General features: G+C 68.8%; 15 protein-coding genes. 4 read left to right on the plus strand and 11 right to left on the minus strand.

The features are described from left to right. Window positions 1-36: 36 nt before the first annotated feature. The 3 genes from ACFWF3_RS03410 to ACFWF3_RS03420 form a co-directional block, all read right to left on the minus strand. Window positions 37-1,263 carry an acyl-CoA dehydrogenase family protein gene (locus ACFWF3_RS03410; protein ID WP_379312276.1) on the minus strand — a complete coding sequence of 409 codons (1,227 nt, stop codon included), beginning with the start codon at window positions 1,261-1,263 and terminating at the stop codon, window positions 37-39. A 52-nt stretch (window positions 1,264-1,315) separates the two neighbouring features. Beyond that, complete coding sequence (locus ACFWF3_RS03415; RefSeq protein WP_379312277.1) at window positions 1,316-1,894, minus strand: TetR/AcrR family transcriptional regulator; 579 nt, start codon at window positions 1,892-1,894, stop codon at window positions 1,316-1,318. A 70-nt stretch (window positions 1,895-1,964) separates the two neighbouring features. Then, on the minus strand, window positions 1,965-3,206 hold the full coding sequence (locus tag ACFWF3_RS03420) for a cytochrome P450 (RefSeq protein WP_379312278.1): 1,242 nt from the start codon (window positions 3,204-3,206) through the stop codon (window positions 1,965-1,967). 95 nt (window positions 3,207-3,301) lie between these two features. On the opposite strand from ACFWF3_RS03420, the gene ACFWF3_RS03425 reads away from it, so the two are divergent. Next, complete coding sequence (locus ACFWF3_RS03425; RefSeq protein WP_379312279.1) at window positions 3,302-3,568, plus strand: YdeI/OmpD-associated family protein; 267 nt, start codon at window positions 3,302-3,304, stop codon at window positions 3,566-3,568. Between the two features lie 60 nt (window positions 3,569-3,628). Beyond that, entirely contained in the window at window positions 3,629-4,639 is a 1,011-nt protein-coding gene (locus tag ACFWF3_RS03430) for a hypothetical protein (protein WP_379312280.1), read from the plus strand. A gap of 63 nt (window positions 4,640-4,702) precedes the next feature. Here ACFWF3_RS03430 and ACFWF3_RS03435 read toward each other — a convergent pair whose 3' ends face one another. The 8 genes from ACFWF3_RS03435 to ACFWF3_RS03470 form a co-directional block, all read right to left on the minus strand. Continuing rightward, complete coding sequence (locus tag ACFWF3_RS03435) at window positions 4,703-5,662, minus strand: exopolyphosphatase (RefSeq protein WP_378993144.1); 960 nt, start codon at window positions 5,660-5,662, stop codon at window positions 4,703-4,705. 45 nt (window positions 5,663-5,707) lie between these two features. After that, entirely contained in the window at window positions 5,708-6,223 is a 516-nt protein-coding gene (locus tag ACFWF3_RS03440; RefSeq protein ID WP_378636110.1) for a DUF501 domain-containing protein, read from the minus strand. After that, window positions 6,220-6,795 (minus strand): septum formation initiator family protein, encoded by a 576-nt coding sequence (locus tag ACFWF3_RS03445; RefSeq protein WP_378636108.1) that lies wholly within the window; start codon window positions 6,793-6,795, stop codon window positions 6,220-6,222. The genes ACFWF3_RS03440 and ACFWF3_RS03445 overlap by 4 nt, the downstream gene beginning before the upstream one ends. Before the next feature lie 23 nt (window positions 6,796-6,818). Further along, window positions 6,819-8,105, minus strand: a complete 1,287-nt coding sequence (gene eno / locus ACFWF3_RS03450) for a phosphopyruvate hydratase (RefSeq protein ID WP_379312281.1) — start codon at window positions 8,103-8,105, stop codon at window positions 6,819-6,821. A gap of 114 nt (window positions 8,106-8,219) precedes the next feature. Then, window positions 8,220-8,936, minus strand: coding sequence for a lytic transglycosylase domain-containing protein (locus ACFWF3_RS03455; protein WP_378993148.1), 717 nt, complete (start codon window positions 8,934-8,936; stop codon window positions 8,220-8,222). A 130-nt stretch (window positions 8,937-9,066) separates the two neighbouring features. After that, on the minus strand, window positions 9,067-11,520 hold the full coding sequence (locus ACFWF3_RS03460) for an ATP-binding cassette domain-containing protein (RefSeq protein WP_379312282.1): 2,454 nt from the start codon (window positions 11,518-11,520) through the stop codon (window positions 9,067-9,069). Next, a complete protein-coding gene (locus tag ACFWF3_RS03465) occupies window positions 11,517-12,446 on the minus strand; it encodes an ABC transporter permease (RefSeq protein WP_379312283.1) in 930 nt (309 codons plus the stop codon). Before ACFWF3_RS03465 ends, ACFWF3_RS03460 begins: the two co-directional genes overlap by 4 nt. 5 nt (window positions 12,447-12,451) lie before the next feature. After that, window positions 12,452-13,957, minus strand: a complete 1,506-nt coding sequence (locus tag ACFWF3_RS03470) for an ABC transporter substrate-binding protein (protein WP_379312284.1) — start codon at window positions 13,955-13,957, stop codon at window positions 12,452-12,454. 327 nt (window positions 13,958-14,284) lie between these two features. Here ACFWF3_RS03470 and ACFWF3_RS03475 point away from each other — a divergent pair, with 327 nt between their 5' ends. After that, window positions 14,285-15,361, plus strand: coding sequence for a TauD/TfdA family dioxygenase (locus tag ACFWF3_RS03475; protein ID WP_378993155.1), 1,077 nt, complete (start codon window positions 14,285-14,287; stop codon window positions 15,359-15,361). After that, window positions 15,333-16,343 (plus strand): ornithine cyclodeaminase family protein, encoded by a 1,011-nt coding sequence (locus ACFWF3_RS03480; RefSeq protein WP_378636093.1) that lies wholly within the window; start codon window positions 15,333-15,335, stop codon window positions 16,341-16,343. The genes ACFWF3_RS03475 and ACFWF3_RS03480 overlap by 29 nt, the downstream gene beginning before the upstream one ends. Window positions 16,344-16,623 lie beyond the last annotated feature (280 nt).

Here is a 16,623-nt window from a genome sequence, read left to right on the forward strand (position 1 = left end):
ACGCCGGAGCGTGCCGCGAACGCGGGCCGCCGCGTACTACCCGGCGATCAGGCCCTTGGCGATGTGGGTGACCTGGATTTCGTTGCTGCCCGCGTAGATCATCAGCGACTTGGCGTCACGGGCCAGCTGTTCGACCTTGTACTCGGCCATGTACCCGTTGCCACCGAACAGCTGCACGGCCTCCATCGCGACCTCGGTGGCGGCGCGGGAGGAGTAGAGCTTCATCGCCGAGGCCTCGGCGAGGGTCACCTTCTCACCCGCGGCGGTGCGCTCGATGGCGTTGAACACCATGTTCTGCACATTGATTCGCGCGATCTCCATCTCGGCCAGCTTCAGCTGGATGAGCTGGAACTGCGCGATCTCCTTGCCCCACAGCGTGCGGGACTTGGCGTAATCCACACACAGGCGGTGACATTCGTTGATGATGCCCAGCGCGAGGGAGGCGATGCCGATGCGTTCGGCCGCGAAAGATTCCTTGGCGCTGTCTTTTCCGTCGCCCTTGGCCGGGTTCTCGGTTTCGCCGAGCAACCGGTCGGGGGTGATGCGGACGTTCTCGAAGAACAGCTCGCCCGTGGGCGAGGAGTTCATGCCCATCTTCTTGAACGCGGGACTCTGCACGAAACCGGGCATGCCCTTGTCCAGCACGAACGTCAGCACCTTGCGGTCGCGGCGGTCGGTGCCGTCCTCTTCGTCGAGCTTGGCGTAGACGATGGTGACGTCGGCGTGGGGGCCGTTGGTGATGAACGTCTTGCGACCGTTGAGGATGTAGTCCTCGCCGTCGCGGCGGACGTAGGACTTCATGCCGCCGAACGCGTCCGAGCCCGAATCGGGTTCGGTGATGGCCCAGGCGCCGACCTTCGCCATGGTGACCAGTTCGGGCAGCCAGCGCTTCTTCTGCGCGAGGGTGCCACGGCTGCGGATGGTGCCCACGGCGAGACCGAGGCTCACGCCCATGGAGGCCACCAGACCCAGGCTCACGCCGGCGAGCTCACTGTTGAGAACCACACCCATGCTGCCCGCGCCGCTGAAACCGCCGCCCGGCTTACCCGAGCCGGTGGTACCCGTCTCTTCGCGGGCGAGCGCCTTCTCGAGGCCCTCGCGCGCCATCTCGTCGAGCCCGAAGGTGGCGTACAGCTTGCGGATGATGTCGAACGGCGGCAGCGCACCGCTCTCCAGCTGGTCGACGTGCGGGGTGACCTCCTTGGCGATGAAGCCGCGCACAGCGTCGCGGAACATCAGGTCTTCGTCTGACCACTGGTACATATCTGGACTCCCGAGGGATCGCCGGAACTTTCCCTCGAATATAGAACACGTTCTAATTCGGTGCGACGAACGTACGGCTGATGACCGGGACGACGAATTCTTCGAGCATGGCGCGTTCGTCGGCGGCATCGCGGCCGGGAGCCGACAGCAGCGAGACGATGATGCGGGTGAGCCAGCGGGCCAGGCGGCTCCGTTCCGGGTCGGTCAGGTCCGTGGGGGCGAAGATGGTGGCGGCCAGCGATTCGATGACGTCGGAGTCCTGGCTGATACGGCCCGCCGTGCCGGAGTCGGCGGGCCGGAACCACGCGATGAGCAGGGGGTTGGCGCGGACTTCTTCGACCGCGCCGAGCATCGCGGCGATGATCCGTTCGCCCGGGTCGGCGATGTCGCGGAACCGCTCGCCGAGCTGGGCGACGATGCGGCGGGTCTCGCGGTGCACGAACGCCAGACGCACCGCGTGCCGGTTGTCGAAGTAGCGATACAGCGTGGCGCGCGAGCACCCGGCGGCCTTGGCGATTTCGGCCATGCCGACCGCGGCCACCCCGTGTTCGGCGAACAGTTCGGCGGCCGCGTCGATGATGCGTTCGGCGGCCAGGTCCGCCCGATCGGCGCCCAGCCAGTCACCGCTCATGCTGTTTCCCCGCGGCATGCTCGGGCGCCCTGCGTGGTTACGCGGGCTACCGCCTCCGGGCGCCGACCGCTCATGCCGGGCCCTCCGCGCGGAACGGCACCGAGACCGGCCAGCGCACGTAGTTGCCCTGCGACCACTGCACCGCGTCGAGGTCGACGGTGAAGCCGGGGCAGCGGGTGAGCAGTTCCTCGAGCGCGACGCGCGCCTGCATGCGGGCGGCCGCCGCGCCGAGGCAGTGGTGGTGGCCGTGACTGAAGCTGAGGATGCGCTTGGGGTCGCGGCGGATATCGAGTTCGCCTGCGGTGGGCCCGAATTCGCGTTCGTCGCGGTTGCCCGAACCGTAGAGGAGCAGCACGCGGCGGCCCTCCGGGATGATGGTGTCGTGCAGTTCGACATCGCGGGTGGTGGTGCGTGCCAGGCCCTGCACCGGTGAGGTCATCCGCAGGAACTCCTCGATGGAGTCCGGGATGAGCGAGGGATCGTCGATGAGCAGCTGTCGCTGGTCGGGGGCGGCGGTGAGCAGCTGGACCGCACCGCCGAGATTGCCGGTGGTGGTGTCGTTGCCGCCGGTGATCATCGTGAACGCGAAGCCGAGGATCGCGACCAGGCCCTCGTTGTCGCCGTCGGCGCCGAGACCGGAGGCCAGCAGGTGCGAGATGGTGTCGTCGCCCGGTTCGACGCGGCGGCGGGCGATCAATTCACTGAAATAGCCGACCATTTCGCCCACCGCGGTGAAGGCGTTCTGGTCGCCCGCGGCAAGCCCGGCCCCCGCGACCGCGCCGCCGACGATGTTCTCGGTCCACGCGTCGAACTTCTCGTGATCCTGTTCCGGCACACCGAGATAATGGGCGACGACCATGGTGGGCAGCGGCTTGAACAGGTCCTTGACGATGTCGCCCTCGCCCGCCGCGCGCAGTCTCTCGATGCGTTCGACGATGAATCTGCGCACTGCGGGCTCGACCGAATTCACCTGGCGCGGAGTGAATCCCGGCGACACCCGACGCCGGAAATCGGTGTGCTCCGGCGGGTCCATGAAGACGAACGGCTTGACGGCGCCGAACCCGGCGGCGACCAGGTCGACGTAGTCGACGGTCAGCCCCGACGCGGAGGAGAAGGTCGCGGGGTCGCGCGCCGCCATCCACACGTCGACATGCCGGGACAGCACGTAGAAGTCGTTGTCCTCCTGCCCCGCGGGGATCACTCGGTGAACAGGGTCGTGATCACGCAGTGCGGAATACATGGACCAGGGATCGCGCCAAGTGTCTCCGGAGCGAAGTTCGAACCGCACCGAATGAGACATCGTTGTACTCATGCCTTCATCATGAGACATATACTCTGTTTTGTCTAGCACCGCTGATGAAGCTCGCGATACCCGCAGGTCGAACGCTTGCGCGCTACCGTGGACCGATGAGCAGTCGACAGGTACCCGGGGGCGTTGTGCACGAGTTGCCGGCTGATCTGCGTGCTGCGCTGCTCGCCAACTCGGTAGCGCTGGGCGCCTGGCAGGACATCACGCCGCTGGCCCGCAACGAGTTCATCTGCTGGGTCGAGGACGCCAAGCAGGACGCGACCCGCGCACGGCGGATTCGGCGCACCCAGGAGGAACTGGAGGAAGGTCAGCGGCGGCCGTGCTGCTGGCCCGGGTGCAAGCATCGCGAGCGCACCGGCAGCTGAACCGGCGGATTCCAAGAATCCGGCAAGCTTTCTGTCGGCGGCACCTGCGAACATCGCGGCATGGATGGGGAGGATTTCGGTAGCTGGGGAGCCGCGTTCATCTGGGCACTACTCGCCTGGTCGATCGCGGGGCCACTGTGGTTGTGGACCGGCGAGGAAGCCTGGCTGATAGTCCTGGTGATACCCGGCATCGGGTTCACGGGTGTCGGCCGGGGCATCGTGTGGATGGCACTGGCCACCCTGTCCGCTCGCGGAACCCGCTTCGCCGGATGGTTCTTCGTATCGGTCGCCGTTGCGGACGCGGTGGCGATATCGGTGTGGAAGTTGTCGCCCTCGGGGTGGACCTGGCCGGTCGCCGCGGCCGGGGCGCTGTTTCTCGGCGCGGTGACCTATCTGGCGGTCGCCTCCGAGGTGGCCGACGGCTGGCTGCTCGCCCACGGTACCGCGCTGCGGCACGTCGAACAGGAGCTCGCGTCGGCGCATCCGGAGCAGACGCCGCGTATCGATCGGTCGTCGATGTATGCCTCGGGGCCCACGCTCGGGCTCCGGCCGCCGCCGTTCGTGATCGGGGCGCACGGGATCAACGACAAGCTCGGTGAATACCACGCCAGGATGGCGCGCCGCTACTGGATCAGCGCCCACAGCGACTTGGCCCTGCTGCACGCGGCGGAATCGTCGGCGGCACACCGCGAGCTGGTCAGCGGGCCGCTGGGACACGCGAAGATGCTCGACTTGGCGCAGTCGCTCTACGAGGAGGCGTTCTACCTCGACGAACTCCACCGTAAGCGCGAAGCCGTCGAGCTACGGGCCGAAGAGATCGACCTGCGTCGTCAGCTCGTCCGCCGCTTCGACAAGCGGTTTCCGGCGCTGGTCGCGAAAGCCACCCGGCCGCGGGCGAAAACCGCGACGAAGCAACAGGCGGTCGCGGTTCAGTTGCTCGGGCAGGGATTGAAGGCGTCGCTCGTTACCGCGCTGACCACCCAGACCGCCGGATTGACGGCATTGGAGCGGACCGCCGAGGCGGCCGACCTCCGGGCCGAAGCCGAGACGCTCGCAGCCTCGGACACCTGACCCGGGTCGCGCACACCCGCCGACCCGAACCCGGTGCGATTGCGCTCGTCGGGGAGCCGGAAGTCAGGCGGGCGCGTCGAGGATCGACATGGCGATACCGTCGAGGATGTCGTGCTCGCTGACGACGAGTTCGGAAACTCCCGCGCGGCCTGCCAATTCGTCGGCCAGCACTTCGGTGATCACCGCGCCGCCGCCGATCACATCGACGCGGCCGGGATGCATCGGGCCGAGGGCGGCGCGTTCGTCGTGGTTCATGCCGATCAGGCGGTCGCACACCTGGTGCACCTCGGCGAGGCTCAGGCGGGTGAGATGCACCCGCGCGGAGTCGTATTCGGGCAGGTCGAGGGCGACGGCGGTGATCGTGGTCATCGTGCCCGCCACCCCGACCCAGGTGTGCACCTTGTCGACGGGGACCTTCGCGAAGGCCTCATCGAGCTTCTGCTGGGCGAATTCGCGTGCGGCAGCGACCTGGTCGGCGGTCGGCGGGTTGCCCGCCAGGCAGCGTTCGGTGATGCGGACACAGCCGATATCCGCGGAATAGGCTGCCTGGACACCGTTCTCGTCGCCGACGACCAGTTCGGTCGAGCCGCCGCCGAGGTCGACCACGACGAAAGGTCCCGCATCAGCGGACAATTCACCGACGGCACCGGCGAAGGACAGGCGCGCTTCCTCGTCGCCGGTGATCACCTCGGCGACCGCGTCGGGCACGACGCGGCCGAGTTCGGTGCGGGTCATCGAGAAGAAATCGTCGCGGTTGGCGGCATCGCGGGTGGCGGAGGTGGCGACCATGCGGACGCGTGAGACGCCCTGCGCCACCATCACATCCACGTAATCGGCCAGGGCGAGGCGGGTGCGTTCGATGGCTTCGGGCGCGAGGCGTCCGGTGGCGTCCACACCCTGACCGAGCCGCACGATGCGCATCTCCCGGTGCACGTCGGTGAGGCCGCCGTCGGCCCCGACCTCGGCGATCAGCAGGCGGATCGAGTTGGTGCCGCAGTCGACTGCGGCGATGCGCTCACTCATGGTGTCCTCCAGAGGTCTCGACCCACGTTCGGGCACTGCCCGCGATTATGCCTGTTCGTCAGGTGCGGCGGGCCAGTCGGCGGGGATCGCGGTCCCGCGGAAGCCCGCGGCGGCGGCCAGCGCGACGGCCTCGTCACCGAAGGGGTTCAGACCGGGCCCCTTGGCGAGGGAGTGCGCGATCAGCACGTGCAGGCACTTCACCCGGTCGGGCATGCCGCCACCGGTGAAATCGGTGCCGAGGGACTCGATCTCGTTGCGTTCGGCCAGGTAGCTCTCGTGCGCGCGACGGTAGGCGGCGGCCAGTTCGGGGTCGGTGGCGAGGCGTTCGGTCATCTCGCGCATCACCCCGGCCGACTCCTGCCTGCTCGCCTCGGCGGTGAGCCGGGGATCGGTCAGGTAGTAGAGCGTGGGGAACGGGGTGCCATCGGGCAGGCGGGGCGCGGTCTTCACCACGGCGGGCAGGCCGTCGGGGGTGCGGTAGGCGACTTCGAGCACTCCGCGAGGCTCGCGGCCCAACTGCTTCGCGATGATCTCGAGGTCGTCGGCGTTCGGTGTCGTCACCGTGGTCCTTCCGGGGCTGGTTCGGAGATGCTGCGCCACAGGTCGGTGTACCAGGGGTCGGGCGCCGCGGTGCGGGTGCTCATCGGCGGCGGCGCTGGTGCTTCGATGCCGGGAATCTGCACGATGTAGGGGGTTTCGCCGGGCATCACCAAGCGCAGACGATCACGCGCCTCGGAACGGATGTAGGCCGGATCCTGTTGTTGCGCACGACGATCGCGCAAGCCCGCCAGGTCGGCTTCGAGCTCGGTCCGCTGTTTGGCCAGTGCCACGGCCTCGGCGCGCTGACTGAAGTAGGTGCGCGTCGGCACGGCCAAGGTCAGCGCGAGGCCGCACAGCACCGCCGCCAGGATCACCGCTTTACCGGTCGAGAGACCGAGAATGGTGTGTTCGCTGCGCTCGAGCTTGCCGCTGGGCTTGCGCGAGGTGGCCGAATCCGGGCGGCGGCGGGTGGGACGTTTGGCCGCGGTGGGGCGGCTCGGCGTGTCCAGACGGGGGCGCGAGCGCGCGGCCCGCGACGTGCGCCTGTCGCCTCGTCCACCAGGACTGGTTCCACGCGCACGTCGCTCGGTCATTCGCTACCGCCCCTGTACTGCTTTCAGAATTCGCCGGTGAAACGCGGGAACGCCACGTCACCCGCGTAGCGTGCCGAATCACCGAGGGCGTCCTCGATGCGCAGCAGCTGGTTGTACTTGGCGACCCGCTCGGAACGCGCGGGAGCACCGGTCTTGATCTGGCCCGAACCGACGGCGACCGCGAGGTCGGCGATGGTGGTGTCCTCGGTCTCGCCCGAACGGTGCGACATCATGGTCTTGTAACCGTTGCGGTGCGCCAGCTCGACAGCGTCGAGGGTCTCGGTCAGCGTGCCGATCTGGTTGACCTTCACCAGCAGCGCGTTGGCCGCGCCCTTGGCGATGCCCTCTTCGAGGCGCTCGGGGTTGGTGACGAACAGGTCGTCGCCGACCAGCTGCACCTTGTCGCCGATGGCGTCGGTCAGTGCGACCCAGCCGTCCCAGTCGTCTTCCGACAGCGGGTCCTCGATGGAGACCAGCGGGTACCGGGTGAGCAGGTCCGCGTAGAACTCGCCCATCTCGGCGGCCGTACGGATCTTGCCCTCGAACTTGTAGCCCTCGCCCTCGGTGTGGAACTCGGTGGCGGCCACATCGAGCGCCAGCGCCACATCGGTGCCGAGCTTGTAGCCCGCGCGCTCGATGGCGACGCTGATCAGGTCGAGCGCCTCCACGGTGCCCGCGACGTCGGGGGCGAAGCCGCCCTCGTCACCGAGGCCGGTGGACAGGCCCTTCTCCTTCAGCACGGCCTTGAGCGAGTGGTACACCTCGGTGCCCCAGCGCAGTGCCTCGCGGAAGGTGGGCGCGCCGATCGGGGCGACCATGAATTCCTGCACGTCCACGCCGGTGTCGGCGTGCGCGCCACCGTTGAGGATGTTCATCATCGGGACCGGCAGCACGTGGGCGTTCGGGCCGCCCAGGTAGCGGAACAGCTCGAGACCCGAGGACTCGGCGGCACCGCGGGCCACGGCCAGCGACACACCCAGCAGGGCGTTCGCGCCGAGGCGGGACTTGTCGGGGGTGCCGACCAGGTCCAGCAGGACCTGGTCGACGGTGCGCTGCTCCACGGCGTCGAGGCCGATGATGGCGGGCGCGATCTCGTCGAGAACACCCTCGACGGCCTTGGTCACACCCTTGCCGCCGTAGCGGTCGCCGCCGTCACGCAGCTCGACGGCCTCGTGCTCGCCGGTGGACGCACCGGAAGGTACGTCTGCCCTGGTCAGGGTGCCGTCGTCGAGGGCGATCTCGACCTCGACGGTGGGATTGCCGCGCGAATCCAGAATCTCGCGAGCTCCGACCTGTTCGATAATGGCCACGAAAACTGCTCCTTACGACGGAAGGCACGGTAGGTATCACGGGAAGGGCCGTGCGGTGCCGAGCCTATCGTCTCGGCGGAGTGTGGAGTAACCGGCACTCCGGGCCATGGGCAACTACACGCGGCGGCCGATGCTGTATATGGCGGCGCGATCGCGCACCACATGCATGTACTTGTTCGACTGGTTGTAGGCGAACAGGGCGCGCTGCCAGCCGTCGGCCGAGGTCAGATCGCCGCCGCGGGTGCAGAGGTAGCGGGCCGCGGTGAGGGCGGCGTCATCGATGTTCTGCGGATCGGCCACGCCGTCGCCGTTGGCGTCGACACCCCAGCGCTTCCAGGTTTCGGGAATGAACTGCAGCGGGCCGACGGCGCGGTCGTAGGTGGTGTCGCCGTCGAGGCTGCCGCCGTCGGTGTCGCGGATGTCGGCGTTGCCTCGGGTGCCGTCGAGGGCGACGCCGATGATCGCCGGGCGCACGGTCCCGTCGGCGTCGACGCCGGCACCGCGATGGGTGCCGTGTCCGCTCTCCACGCTGGCGATGCCGGCGATGGTGGTCCAGGCGATTCCGCATTCGGGCTTCGACTTCGCCAGCACGGCGGCGGCGTAGCCGTAGGCCTCGAGCGCGACCGGTTGGATGCCGATCGCGTCGGACTGCTCGTCGGCCCAGCCGCGTAGCTGTTCGGCCGCGCGGCCGGGTGCGTCGACATCGATCAGCGGCAGCGCCACCCCCGGCCCCGGCGGCATGTCATCGGGGATCGACGCGAGCGAACTGCACCCCGCTAACAGGGCGCTGATCGCGACTGCGGCGGCCACGCCGACCTTCTGCACTGACATCTGTTCAATCATCCAGATCCAGCGCGCTTTGCGCACATCTCACAGCCACTTCTCAGCTCCCCGCGAATCCGGCGGTTGGCCGGCTACGGACGAGTTACAGGTCACGGCTGGCTGTTCGACGAGGGCGGTATCAGCCGAGTAGCGCGGCGGTGGCCCGGTGGGTCGGGGTGGTGAGAACTGTTTCCGGGGTGCCTGTTTCGACTACTCGGCCCTGATCGAGGACGAGGAGGTCGGTGCAGTGGCCGCGGACCAGGGTCATGTCGTGGCTGATCAGGATGATCGCGGTAGCACGGTCGGCGCGGAGACGGTCGAGCAGGGACATGATGGCCGTGGCGGTTTCGGTGTCGAGGGCGGTGGTGATCTCGTCGCAGATCAGGACGGCCGGGTCGGCGGCGAGGGCGCGGGCCAGGGCCACTCGTTGACGTTGACCGCCGGAGAGTTGATGGGGCCGGCGGCCGGCGAGGTCGGCGGGGAGGTCGACCGCGGCAAGCAGAGCGCTGACGCGGGTGCGGATTTCGGGTCCGGTGACTCGCGCGATGCGGCGCAACGGGCGTGCCAGGGTCTGCTCGACGGTGCGGCGCGGGTTCAACGCCGCGCGCGGGTTCTGGGTGACGAGTTGGATCCCGTTGGCGCCGACCCTGATCCGGCGCCCGCTTCCCACCGGAACGCGCACACCACCCACATCCAGCGATCCGCCGGCGTCGGGGTGCAAACCCGCGATCACCCGCGCGAGCGTGGTCTTACCCGCCCCGGACGGCCCTACGACAGCAAGGGCCGCGCCCGGGGACAGGCTGAACCCGACGTTCTCGAGCACCCTGTGGCCGCCCGCGTCGGCGTTGATCGATGTGGCCTGCAAGGCGATCACCTCGTCGGCGCCCGCCGAGCCGTTCGTTCGAGATGCTTCCTCGCTCCCCGCGCCCTCGGCCGCCGGATCGACGGGTCGACGGCCGGTCGCCCCCGAGCGCTCTTCGGCCAGGTGTTCGACGCGCACCGGATCAGTCACCACGGCAGCGACATTCACCGGCCGATCACCGGGTGGATCGAGCTCGATCACGGAGTCGGCGATGACGTTGATCGCGTCGGTGTCGTGGCCCGAGAGCAGGACGGCCGTGCGGTTCTCGGTGGCGAGAGTCGCGATCAGCTGGGCTATTTCGGTGCGGAGAGTGCTGTGGAGACCTGCGAGTGGTTCGTCGAGGACGAGGATCCGGGGGCGGCGGAGAATGGCTCGGGCCAGGGCGACACGGCGTTGCTGCCCGCCCGAGAGGCGGGCGCAGCGACGGCGGAGATGGGTGGGATCGAGGCCCACTTGCGCGAGGACGGCGAGGCGGTCGGCGTCGGAGGTGCCGGGCGCCGCCTCGGCCAGGACTGCCCGGACGCGAAGCAGCGGGTTGAGTTCGGAGCCGGGATCCTGGCCGACGTAGGCGATCTGTTCACGACGGAATGCGCGCAGCGCGCCCGCGTCGAGCGCGAACACATCCTGTCCCGCGACAAGCACGGCGCCCTGCCCGCGAGCCCCGGCGGGCAGGTGTCCGAGCAGCGCACGCATCGCCGTCGACTTCCCCGCACCTGATGCACCGGTGAGCGCGGTGACCGTCCCCGGCTTCAGCCGAAACGACAACGGCGCCAGCAACACCGCCCCGTTGCCAGCGACAACGCTGAACGCGTCCACCGCCACCGCATCCCCCGAATCCACCACCGAGATCCCGCATCCAGCGCCAGCCGGCGCAACCCCGGCCGCGGCGACCGCATCCGATGCGATTTTCGGGGTCTGGCGGGTTCTGGGCCCACTGGTCACCACCAGATTCACACCGACCGCCACGATGGCGATGGCCGCGCTCGGTGCCAGCACCGCCCAGGGATTCAGGAGCAGCCCGGAGGCATTGTCTCGGACCATGATCGCCCAGTTGTCGGGGTCGAGCGCGGAGACGCCGAGGAAGGCGATGGTGCTGACGAGATACACGGCGACGACGAAGCGCAGGCCGAGCTGGGTGGTGAAGACGGCGCGCAGGTTGGGCAGGATTTCGCGGAAGACCAGGTGGGACAGGGATTCTCCGCTGGCAACGGCGGCTTCGACGTAGCCGGAGGCCGCGATGGTCGAGGCGGACGCCGCGAAGATCCTGGCGCAGTAGGGAACTCCGAAGAGCAGCGACACCGCGATCAGGGCGGTAACACCACCCTGGGGCCATGCGGTGAGCACCAGCAGGATGCCCAGGACCGCGGGCAGCAGGATCACCAGATCGCCGCAGAGTTCGATGATCTTGCCCGCACGCGGGCGCACGGCGGCGATCGCGCCGAGGACGGCCGACAGCACGGTCACCGCCACCGCGATCACCGCGGAGACGGCCAGCAGCTGCGTGCCGCCGGTGAGCAGATGGCTGAACACATCCCGGCCGAGCCGATCCGTCCCGAGCAACGCTCCCCCACCCGGCTGCGCGAACGGCATCCCGACTGCTTTGTCCCCCGGGTAGGGCGCGAAGAGCGGCCCGGCCACCGCGAGCAGCACAACCAGTCCCACACCGGCCGCCACCGAGTAGGCGCCCCACTTGGACACCACCGCTCGGCCTTCCGCGTCGGGCTTGCTCATCGCGCACTCCTCGACGCCCACGCCCGGACGATGTCGGCGATCGCGAGCAACGCCATGATGACGATCGCCGTCAGTGCGACCACCGCGGCGACCATGGTGGAGTCACGGTCGGCGACGGACCCGGCGAGAACGGCGCCGACACCGGGATAGTTGAAGAGCGTCTCGACCACCAGCGCACCGCCGAACAGCATCCCGACAGAGGTGGCGTAACCGGCGACGATGGTCGGCGCCGCAAACGGCAGCATGTGCCGGAAGAGAATCGTGCGTGTCGGCAGCCCTTCCAGCACAGCACTTTCCACATGCGCGGCCGCGGCGACATCGAGCAGCGCCGAGCGCACGACTCGGGCGTTCCAGCCGATCTGCGGAATCGCCAGCGCCAGCACCGGAAGCACCAGCATCTCGGGGCCGACGGGAAAGCCGGATCGGCCGGTAATGGTCACGGCCGGAAGCCATCCGGTGGCCAGGGAGAACACCAGGATCAGCATCGTGCCACCGACGAACTCCGGTACCGCCACGGCAACAGTGCTGACAGGCTGCAGAATTCGCGCCCCGAGTGCGGTCGGACGCATCGCCCACCAGCAGCCGAGCCCCAGCGACACCGCGATGGTCAGCAGCAACGCGATCCCCCCGAGCAGCAGAGTCTGCGGGAACTTGTCGGCCAGCAGCGCACCGATCGAATTCCCGCGGGCGGTCTGCCCGAAGTCTCCGGTGAGTACCCCGCAGATCCAGTCCAGGAACTGCACCGGCAGCGCGCGATCCAGGCCGAGCTCGTGCTCCTTCGCCGCCAGCGCGGCCGGATCCGCGTCCCTGCCGAGCGCCGCCCGCGCCGCGTTGCCCGGCAGCAGATCCACCGCGACGTACACGATGGCCAGCAGGGTCACCAGGAGCGCGATCCGCCGAACCATCGGCAGGGCAAAGGTTTTCATGACATTCACGCCAGCCAGGCACGTTCCAGCTGGACGCGCGCGAAACCGCCGAGCGTCGGCAGATCACGCACCGTCGACGCGGCGATGTCGACACCGTCGGCCATGCCCCACACCAGATAGCCGCCACGCTCGAACTCGATGCGCTGCAGTTCGCGCACCGCGCGCGTGTAGTCCTCGCCGGACGCGGCAAGGGCTTTGGCGTCGGCGGTATCGAATTCCGGGTCACGGAAGGCGGTTTCGTTGCGGTTGGTGCCCGAGGTCATCAGCTTGTCGGCCAGGAACAGCACCGAGTCGTTGGTCCCCCACGACACCGTGTACAGCGGTGCGTTGAGCCAGGTCTGGTCGTAGAACGCGGCCGATTCGACCACCTGCACGTCGAGCCGGACGCCGATCTCGGCGAGCTGAGTGGCGATCACCTTCGCCGATTCGACCTCGCCCGGAACTTCGGCCTTCGTCACGAACGGGTAGCTGCGGCCGGTGTCGAACCCGGCTTCGCGCAACAGGGTTTTCGCGCGTTCGACGTCGCGGTCGCGACGCAGCGTGGTGTCGTAGAGCGGGTCGGCGGTGCCGAGAACGTCGGCGGCGACGGTGCCGTAGCCGGAGTGCACCTGGTTGACCAGCGCGGTCCGGTCGACACCGAGACGCAACGCCGTGCGCACCCTGGCATCGGCGAACGGGCCGTCGGCGGCACGCATCGCCACGCCGAGCATGGTGTCGTCGGCGCGCCGGATCACCTGCAGGTCGCCGCGTCCCGCGGCGGTGCGGCCTGCGATGGCGCCCACATTGGAAGCGAGGTCGATCTGCCCGCCCAGCGCCGCGTTGCCCAGGGCGGTGACGCTGTCGAACATCGTCACCTCGATGGCGTCGAGCAGTGGCGGGGTGCCGTGCCAGCGCTCGTTGCGCACCAGCCGGGCGTTGCCGCCCTGGTAGGACTCGAGCCGGAACGGGCCGGTGCCGATCGCGGCGGTGAAGTCGGTGGTGTCCTTCGGCACAGTGAAGGTCATCAGCCGAAGCAGCAGCGGCAGTTGGGTATTGGGTGCGGGCATGGTGAACACGACGCGGTTCGGACCGTCGGCGACGATGTCGTTCTCGGCCACCGGCATCTTCGACGCGCCACCGACCGAACGCAGGCGTCGCATCGACCACACCACGTCGTCGGCGGTCACCGGCGCACCGTTGTGGAAGGTCGCGCCGTCGGCGATGGTGAAGGTCCAGCTGCGGTTGTCCGCGCTGGGCTCCCAGCGCGAGGCGAGGCGCGGAGCGACGGTCGGATCCGCGCCGGGAACAGTGAGTGCGTCGTAGACGAGCGAGGCGATGAGGAAGTCGCTGTCGTTGCTGAGGTTGGCGTGCGGGTCGCGTTCGCTGCGAGCGGCCGTGCCGAGCGCGCCGACTCGCAGAGTGCCGCCGCGCTGCGCGGTGGCGGACCGATCATCGGTGCCGCATGCCGCCGCCAGTAGTAGTGCGGTGACGCTGACGCCGGATTGGAAGAGCTGCCTGCGAGTGAAACCCATCGTGTTGCCTCCTCGAACCGCGTGCGCCGAAACCCCTTTCCCGACGCCGCAAACTAGGCGAGGCTAGCCTAAAAGAGGTTGCGAGTGGGGAGCTTCACTTCGACCGTCACCGAACCGCAGCGACCCGCGACACCCCGGTCAGCGCTCACTTCGCCAACTCGGGTGGGCAGCTACGTTATATGGATCGGCTATTTCCCTCGCCGACGCATTAGGTAAGTCTTGCCTAATCACACGACAGGCACTACCTTCGCACATCGAGCCTGAAGTTCACCCGCTTTCGACCGATGCGAAGAAGGGAAACCGGTGAAAAGCGTTCTCTCCGAACGTATGACGATTCACCAGCACGACATCGAATACCGCGAGCTCGATCCCGACGCCGCGACGGCGCTCCGATCGCTCGCGACAGATATTCGGCACCGATTAGGTGACGCACCACACACCACGACCCTGCACGATCCCGCGTTGATCGCCCGGATCACCGAGCGCGTCGGCGACCTGCCCGACAGCCTGCGCCACGCCGTTCGACCGCCCGCCACCGCCGCGGGCGCGACCGTGGTGCGCGGGTTACCGGTCGACGACGCCGATTTCGGTCCCACCCCGCAGCACTGGCAGGCCGCGGCCGAGCACGCGCATCCCGGATCGCTCGAACTCGACATCGTGATGTTGCTGCTCGGGCGTTGTGCCGGTGAGCCGTTCGGCTGGCAGGGCCAGCAGAACGGCAGGCTGGTCAACAACATCGTGCCTGCCGCGGGCCACGAGGACGAGCAGTCGGGCGCGAGCAGTTCCACCCTGCTCAGCCCGCACACCGAGGATGCCTTCCACGCTCAGCGCGCGAACCTGCTCATGCTGGCCTGCCTGCGCAACCCCGACCGGGTCGCCACCACGGTCTCCTCGGTGCGCGAAGTGCGTCTGTCCGGCGAGGACCTGCGCACCCTCACCACCCCCACGCTGCCGATCCTGCCCGATGTCTCCTACGGCACCGGTTTCGATCAGCTCGCACCGTTGCCGACGCTGTGGCTCGACGAAAACGACGCTGTCACAGCACGTTACGATCCCGCCTACACCCCGATCGACGATGCGGACGAAGTCTTCCGCGCCGCCTACGCAAGGCTCACCGCCGAACTCGCCAGGGTCAGTCACGCCCCCGCGCTGGCCCCCGGCGAGCTCTTGCTGGTGGACAACGACGTGGCCGTGCACGGGCGCGTTCCGTTCCGCGCGCGCTACGACGGCACCGACCGCTGGCTCAAACGCATCAACGTCCGACTGCCCGAACGCCGTCGGCGCGCGCAGGAGTCGTCCGAGAATGGGTATGGCCAACGTGTGGTCGCGCCGTTCCGGGCGACCGCTGATCGGACAGCAGAGCGGGGCATGGCAGATGAACGAGGATCCGTTGAACAACCGTGACCGCGGGATCGGGCTGCGCGTCCTCTCCCGCAGCGACCTGGCCGACGTACCGATCAGCCCCGCCGAAGTGGTGCGCGCCGTCGAGGAGGCCTATCTCGCCTTCGCGGCGGGCGAATCCGATAATCCACGCAAGCTGAGCGTCGCGGACCCCGGCGGCTCGTCGGTGTCCTACGCCATGCTGGGCCGCGACGGGCGCCGGCGCGTGGTGGCCATGAAGACCTCCTACAAATTCGATCCCGGTCACGACCGCAGCACCAAGCGGTACTACACGACCATCACGCTCTACGACGACACCACCGGCGCCCCCATCGCGATGATGGACTGCGCGCGGGTCGGCGCGTTGCGTACGCCCGCCGTGTCGGCACTGCTGGTGCGCGAGACGGTGCGACGCGGGGCGGAGAGCGTGCTGCTCATCGGCACCGGTACCCAGGGACGTAATGCGCTGCCACACTTGCTCGCCGCGAACCCGCAGTTGCGCAAGCTGATGGTGTACGGCACTCATCCCGAGGGACTGGCCGCCGTGCACTCGCATCTGGCCGACGCGGCGCCCCACGCGCTGCTCGACGTGGTCGACGACCCGTACGCGGCGGCGGCCTCCGCCGATGTGGTGCTGGCCACGGCCGGACCCGGCACCGAGGTGGCCCTGGAATCCTCGCATCTGGCACCGGGTTCGGTGGCGGTGCTGGTGGGCTACGGTCTGGCGCCGTCGACGCTGGTCGAGGCCGATCGGGTCGTCGCCACCAGCGCGGCGCAGATGGCGCTGACGGGCACCGACATGGCCGGACCCGACGGAACGCTGCGTTCGGTGGATGCCGAACTGCCGCAAGTGCTCACCCGCAGCGCCGTGGCCCGCCGGACCGAGGACGAGAAGATCTTCGTCTACAACAGCGGACTGGTGCTCACCGATATCGCGGTCGCGCACGCACTGGCCGCCAGGGCGATCGCCGAAGGACGTGGCACGGAGGTGCCGTTGTGGGACTGACGGGTGCGCAGCCCGGGGTCACCGGGGACAGCACCCCGCAGGCCGCGCCGCGATCCGACGCGCGGGTTCCGCCGAGCCAGACGCTCGGCGGGAGACGGAAGCGGGCACAGATGGACGAATCATCCGGCACGGCCGGCCATGAAGGGGCAGGTGCGGGCCCTCCCCTGGAAACCTCACTCGAACTGGACGGCGACGGTTCCCGTATCGCCCAGGCGCGCCATCTCGCGGCCGCCTTCCTGTCGAAGGTGAAGGACCCTCAGGGCATTCCGGTCGTCACGGC

Source organism: Nocardia sp. NPDC060220 (assembly GCF_042727815.1).
Taxonomy (GTDB): domain Bacteria; phylum Actinomycetota; class Actinomycetes; order Mycobacteriales; family Mycobacteriaceae; genus Nocardia.

Bases quoted from the DNA above. Each gene is read 5' to 3' on its own strand.
- ACFWF3_RS03410 (WP_379312276.1), bottom strand. From the start codon at position 1,263: ATGTACCAGTGGTCAGACGAAGACCTGATGTTCCGCGACGCTGTGCGC.
- ACFWF3_RS03415 (WP_379312277.1), bottom strand. From the start codon at position 1,894: ATGAGCGGTGACTGGCTGGGCGCCGATCGGGCGGACCTGGCCGCCGAA.
- ACFWF3_RS03420 (WP_379312278.1), bottom strand. From the start codon at position 3,206: ATGAGTACAACGATGTCTCATTCGGTGCGGTTCGAACTTCGCTCCGGA.
- ACFWF3_RS03425 (WP_379312279.1), top strand. From the start codon at position 3,302: ATGAGCAGTCGACAGGTACCCGGGGGCGTTGTGCACGAGTTGCCGGCT.
- ACFWF3_RS03430 (WP_379312280.1), top strand. From the start codon at position 3,629: ATGGATGGGGAGGATTTCGGTAGCTGGGGAGCCGCGTTCATCTGGGCA.
- ACFWF3_RS03435 (WP_378993144.1), bottom strand. From the start codon at position 5,662: ATGAGTGAGCGCATCGCCGCAGTCGACTGCGGCACCAACTCGATCCGC.
- ACFWF3_RS03445 (WP_378636108.1), bottom strand. From the start codon at position 6,795: ATGACCGAGCGACGTGCGCGTGGAACCAGTCCTGGTGGACGAGGCGAC.
- ACFWF3_RS03455 (WP_378993148.1), bottom strand. From the start codon at position 8,936: ATGTCAGTGCAGAAGGTCGGCGTGGCCGCCGCAGTCGCGATCAGCGCC.
- ACFWF3_RS03460 (WP_379312282.1), bottom strand. From the start codon at position 11,520: ATGAGCAAGCCCGACGCGGAAGGCCGAGCGGTGGTGTCCAAGTGGGGC.
- ACFWF3_RS03465 (WP_379312283.1), bottom strand. From the start codon at position 12,446: ATGAAAACCTTTGCCCTGCCGATGGTTCGGCGGATCGCGCTCCTGGTG.
- ACFWF3_RS03470 (WP_379312284.1), bottom strand. From the start codon at position 13,957: ATGGGTTTCACTCGCAGGCAGCTCTTCCAATCCGGCGTCAGCGTCACC.
- ACFWF3_RS03475 (WP_378993155.1), top strand. From the start codon at position 14,285: ATGACGATTCACCAGCACGACATCGAATACCGCGAGCTCGATCCCGAC.
- ACFWF3_RS03480 (WP_378636093.1), top strand. From the start codon at position 15,333: ATGAACGAGGATCCGTTGAACAACCGTGACCGCGGGATCGGGCTGCGC.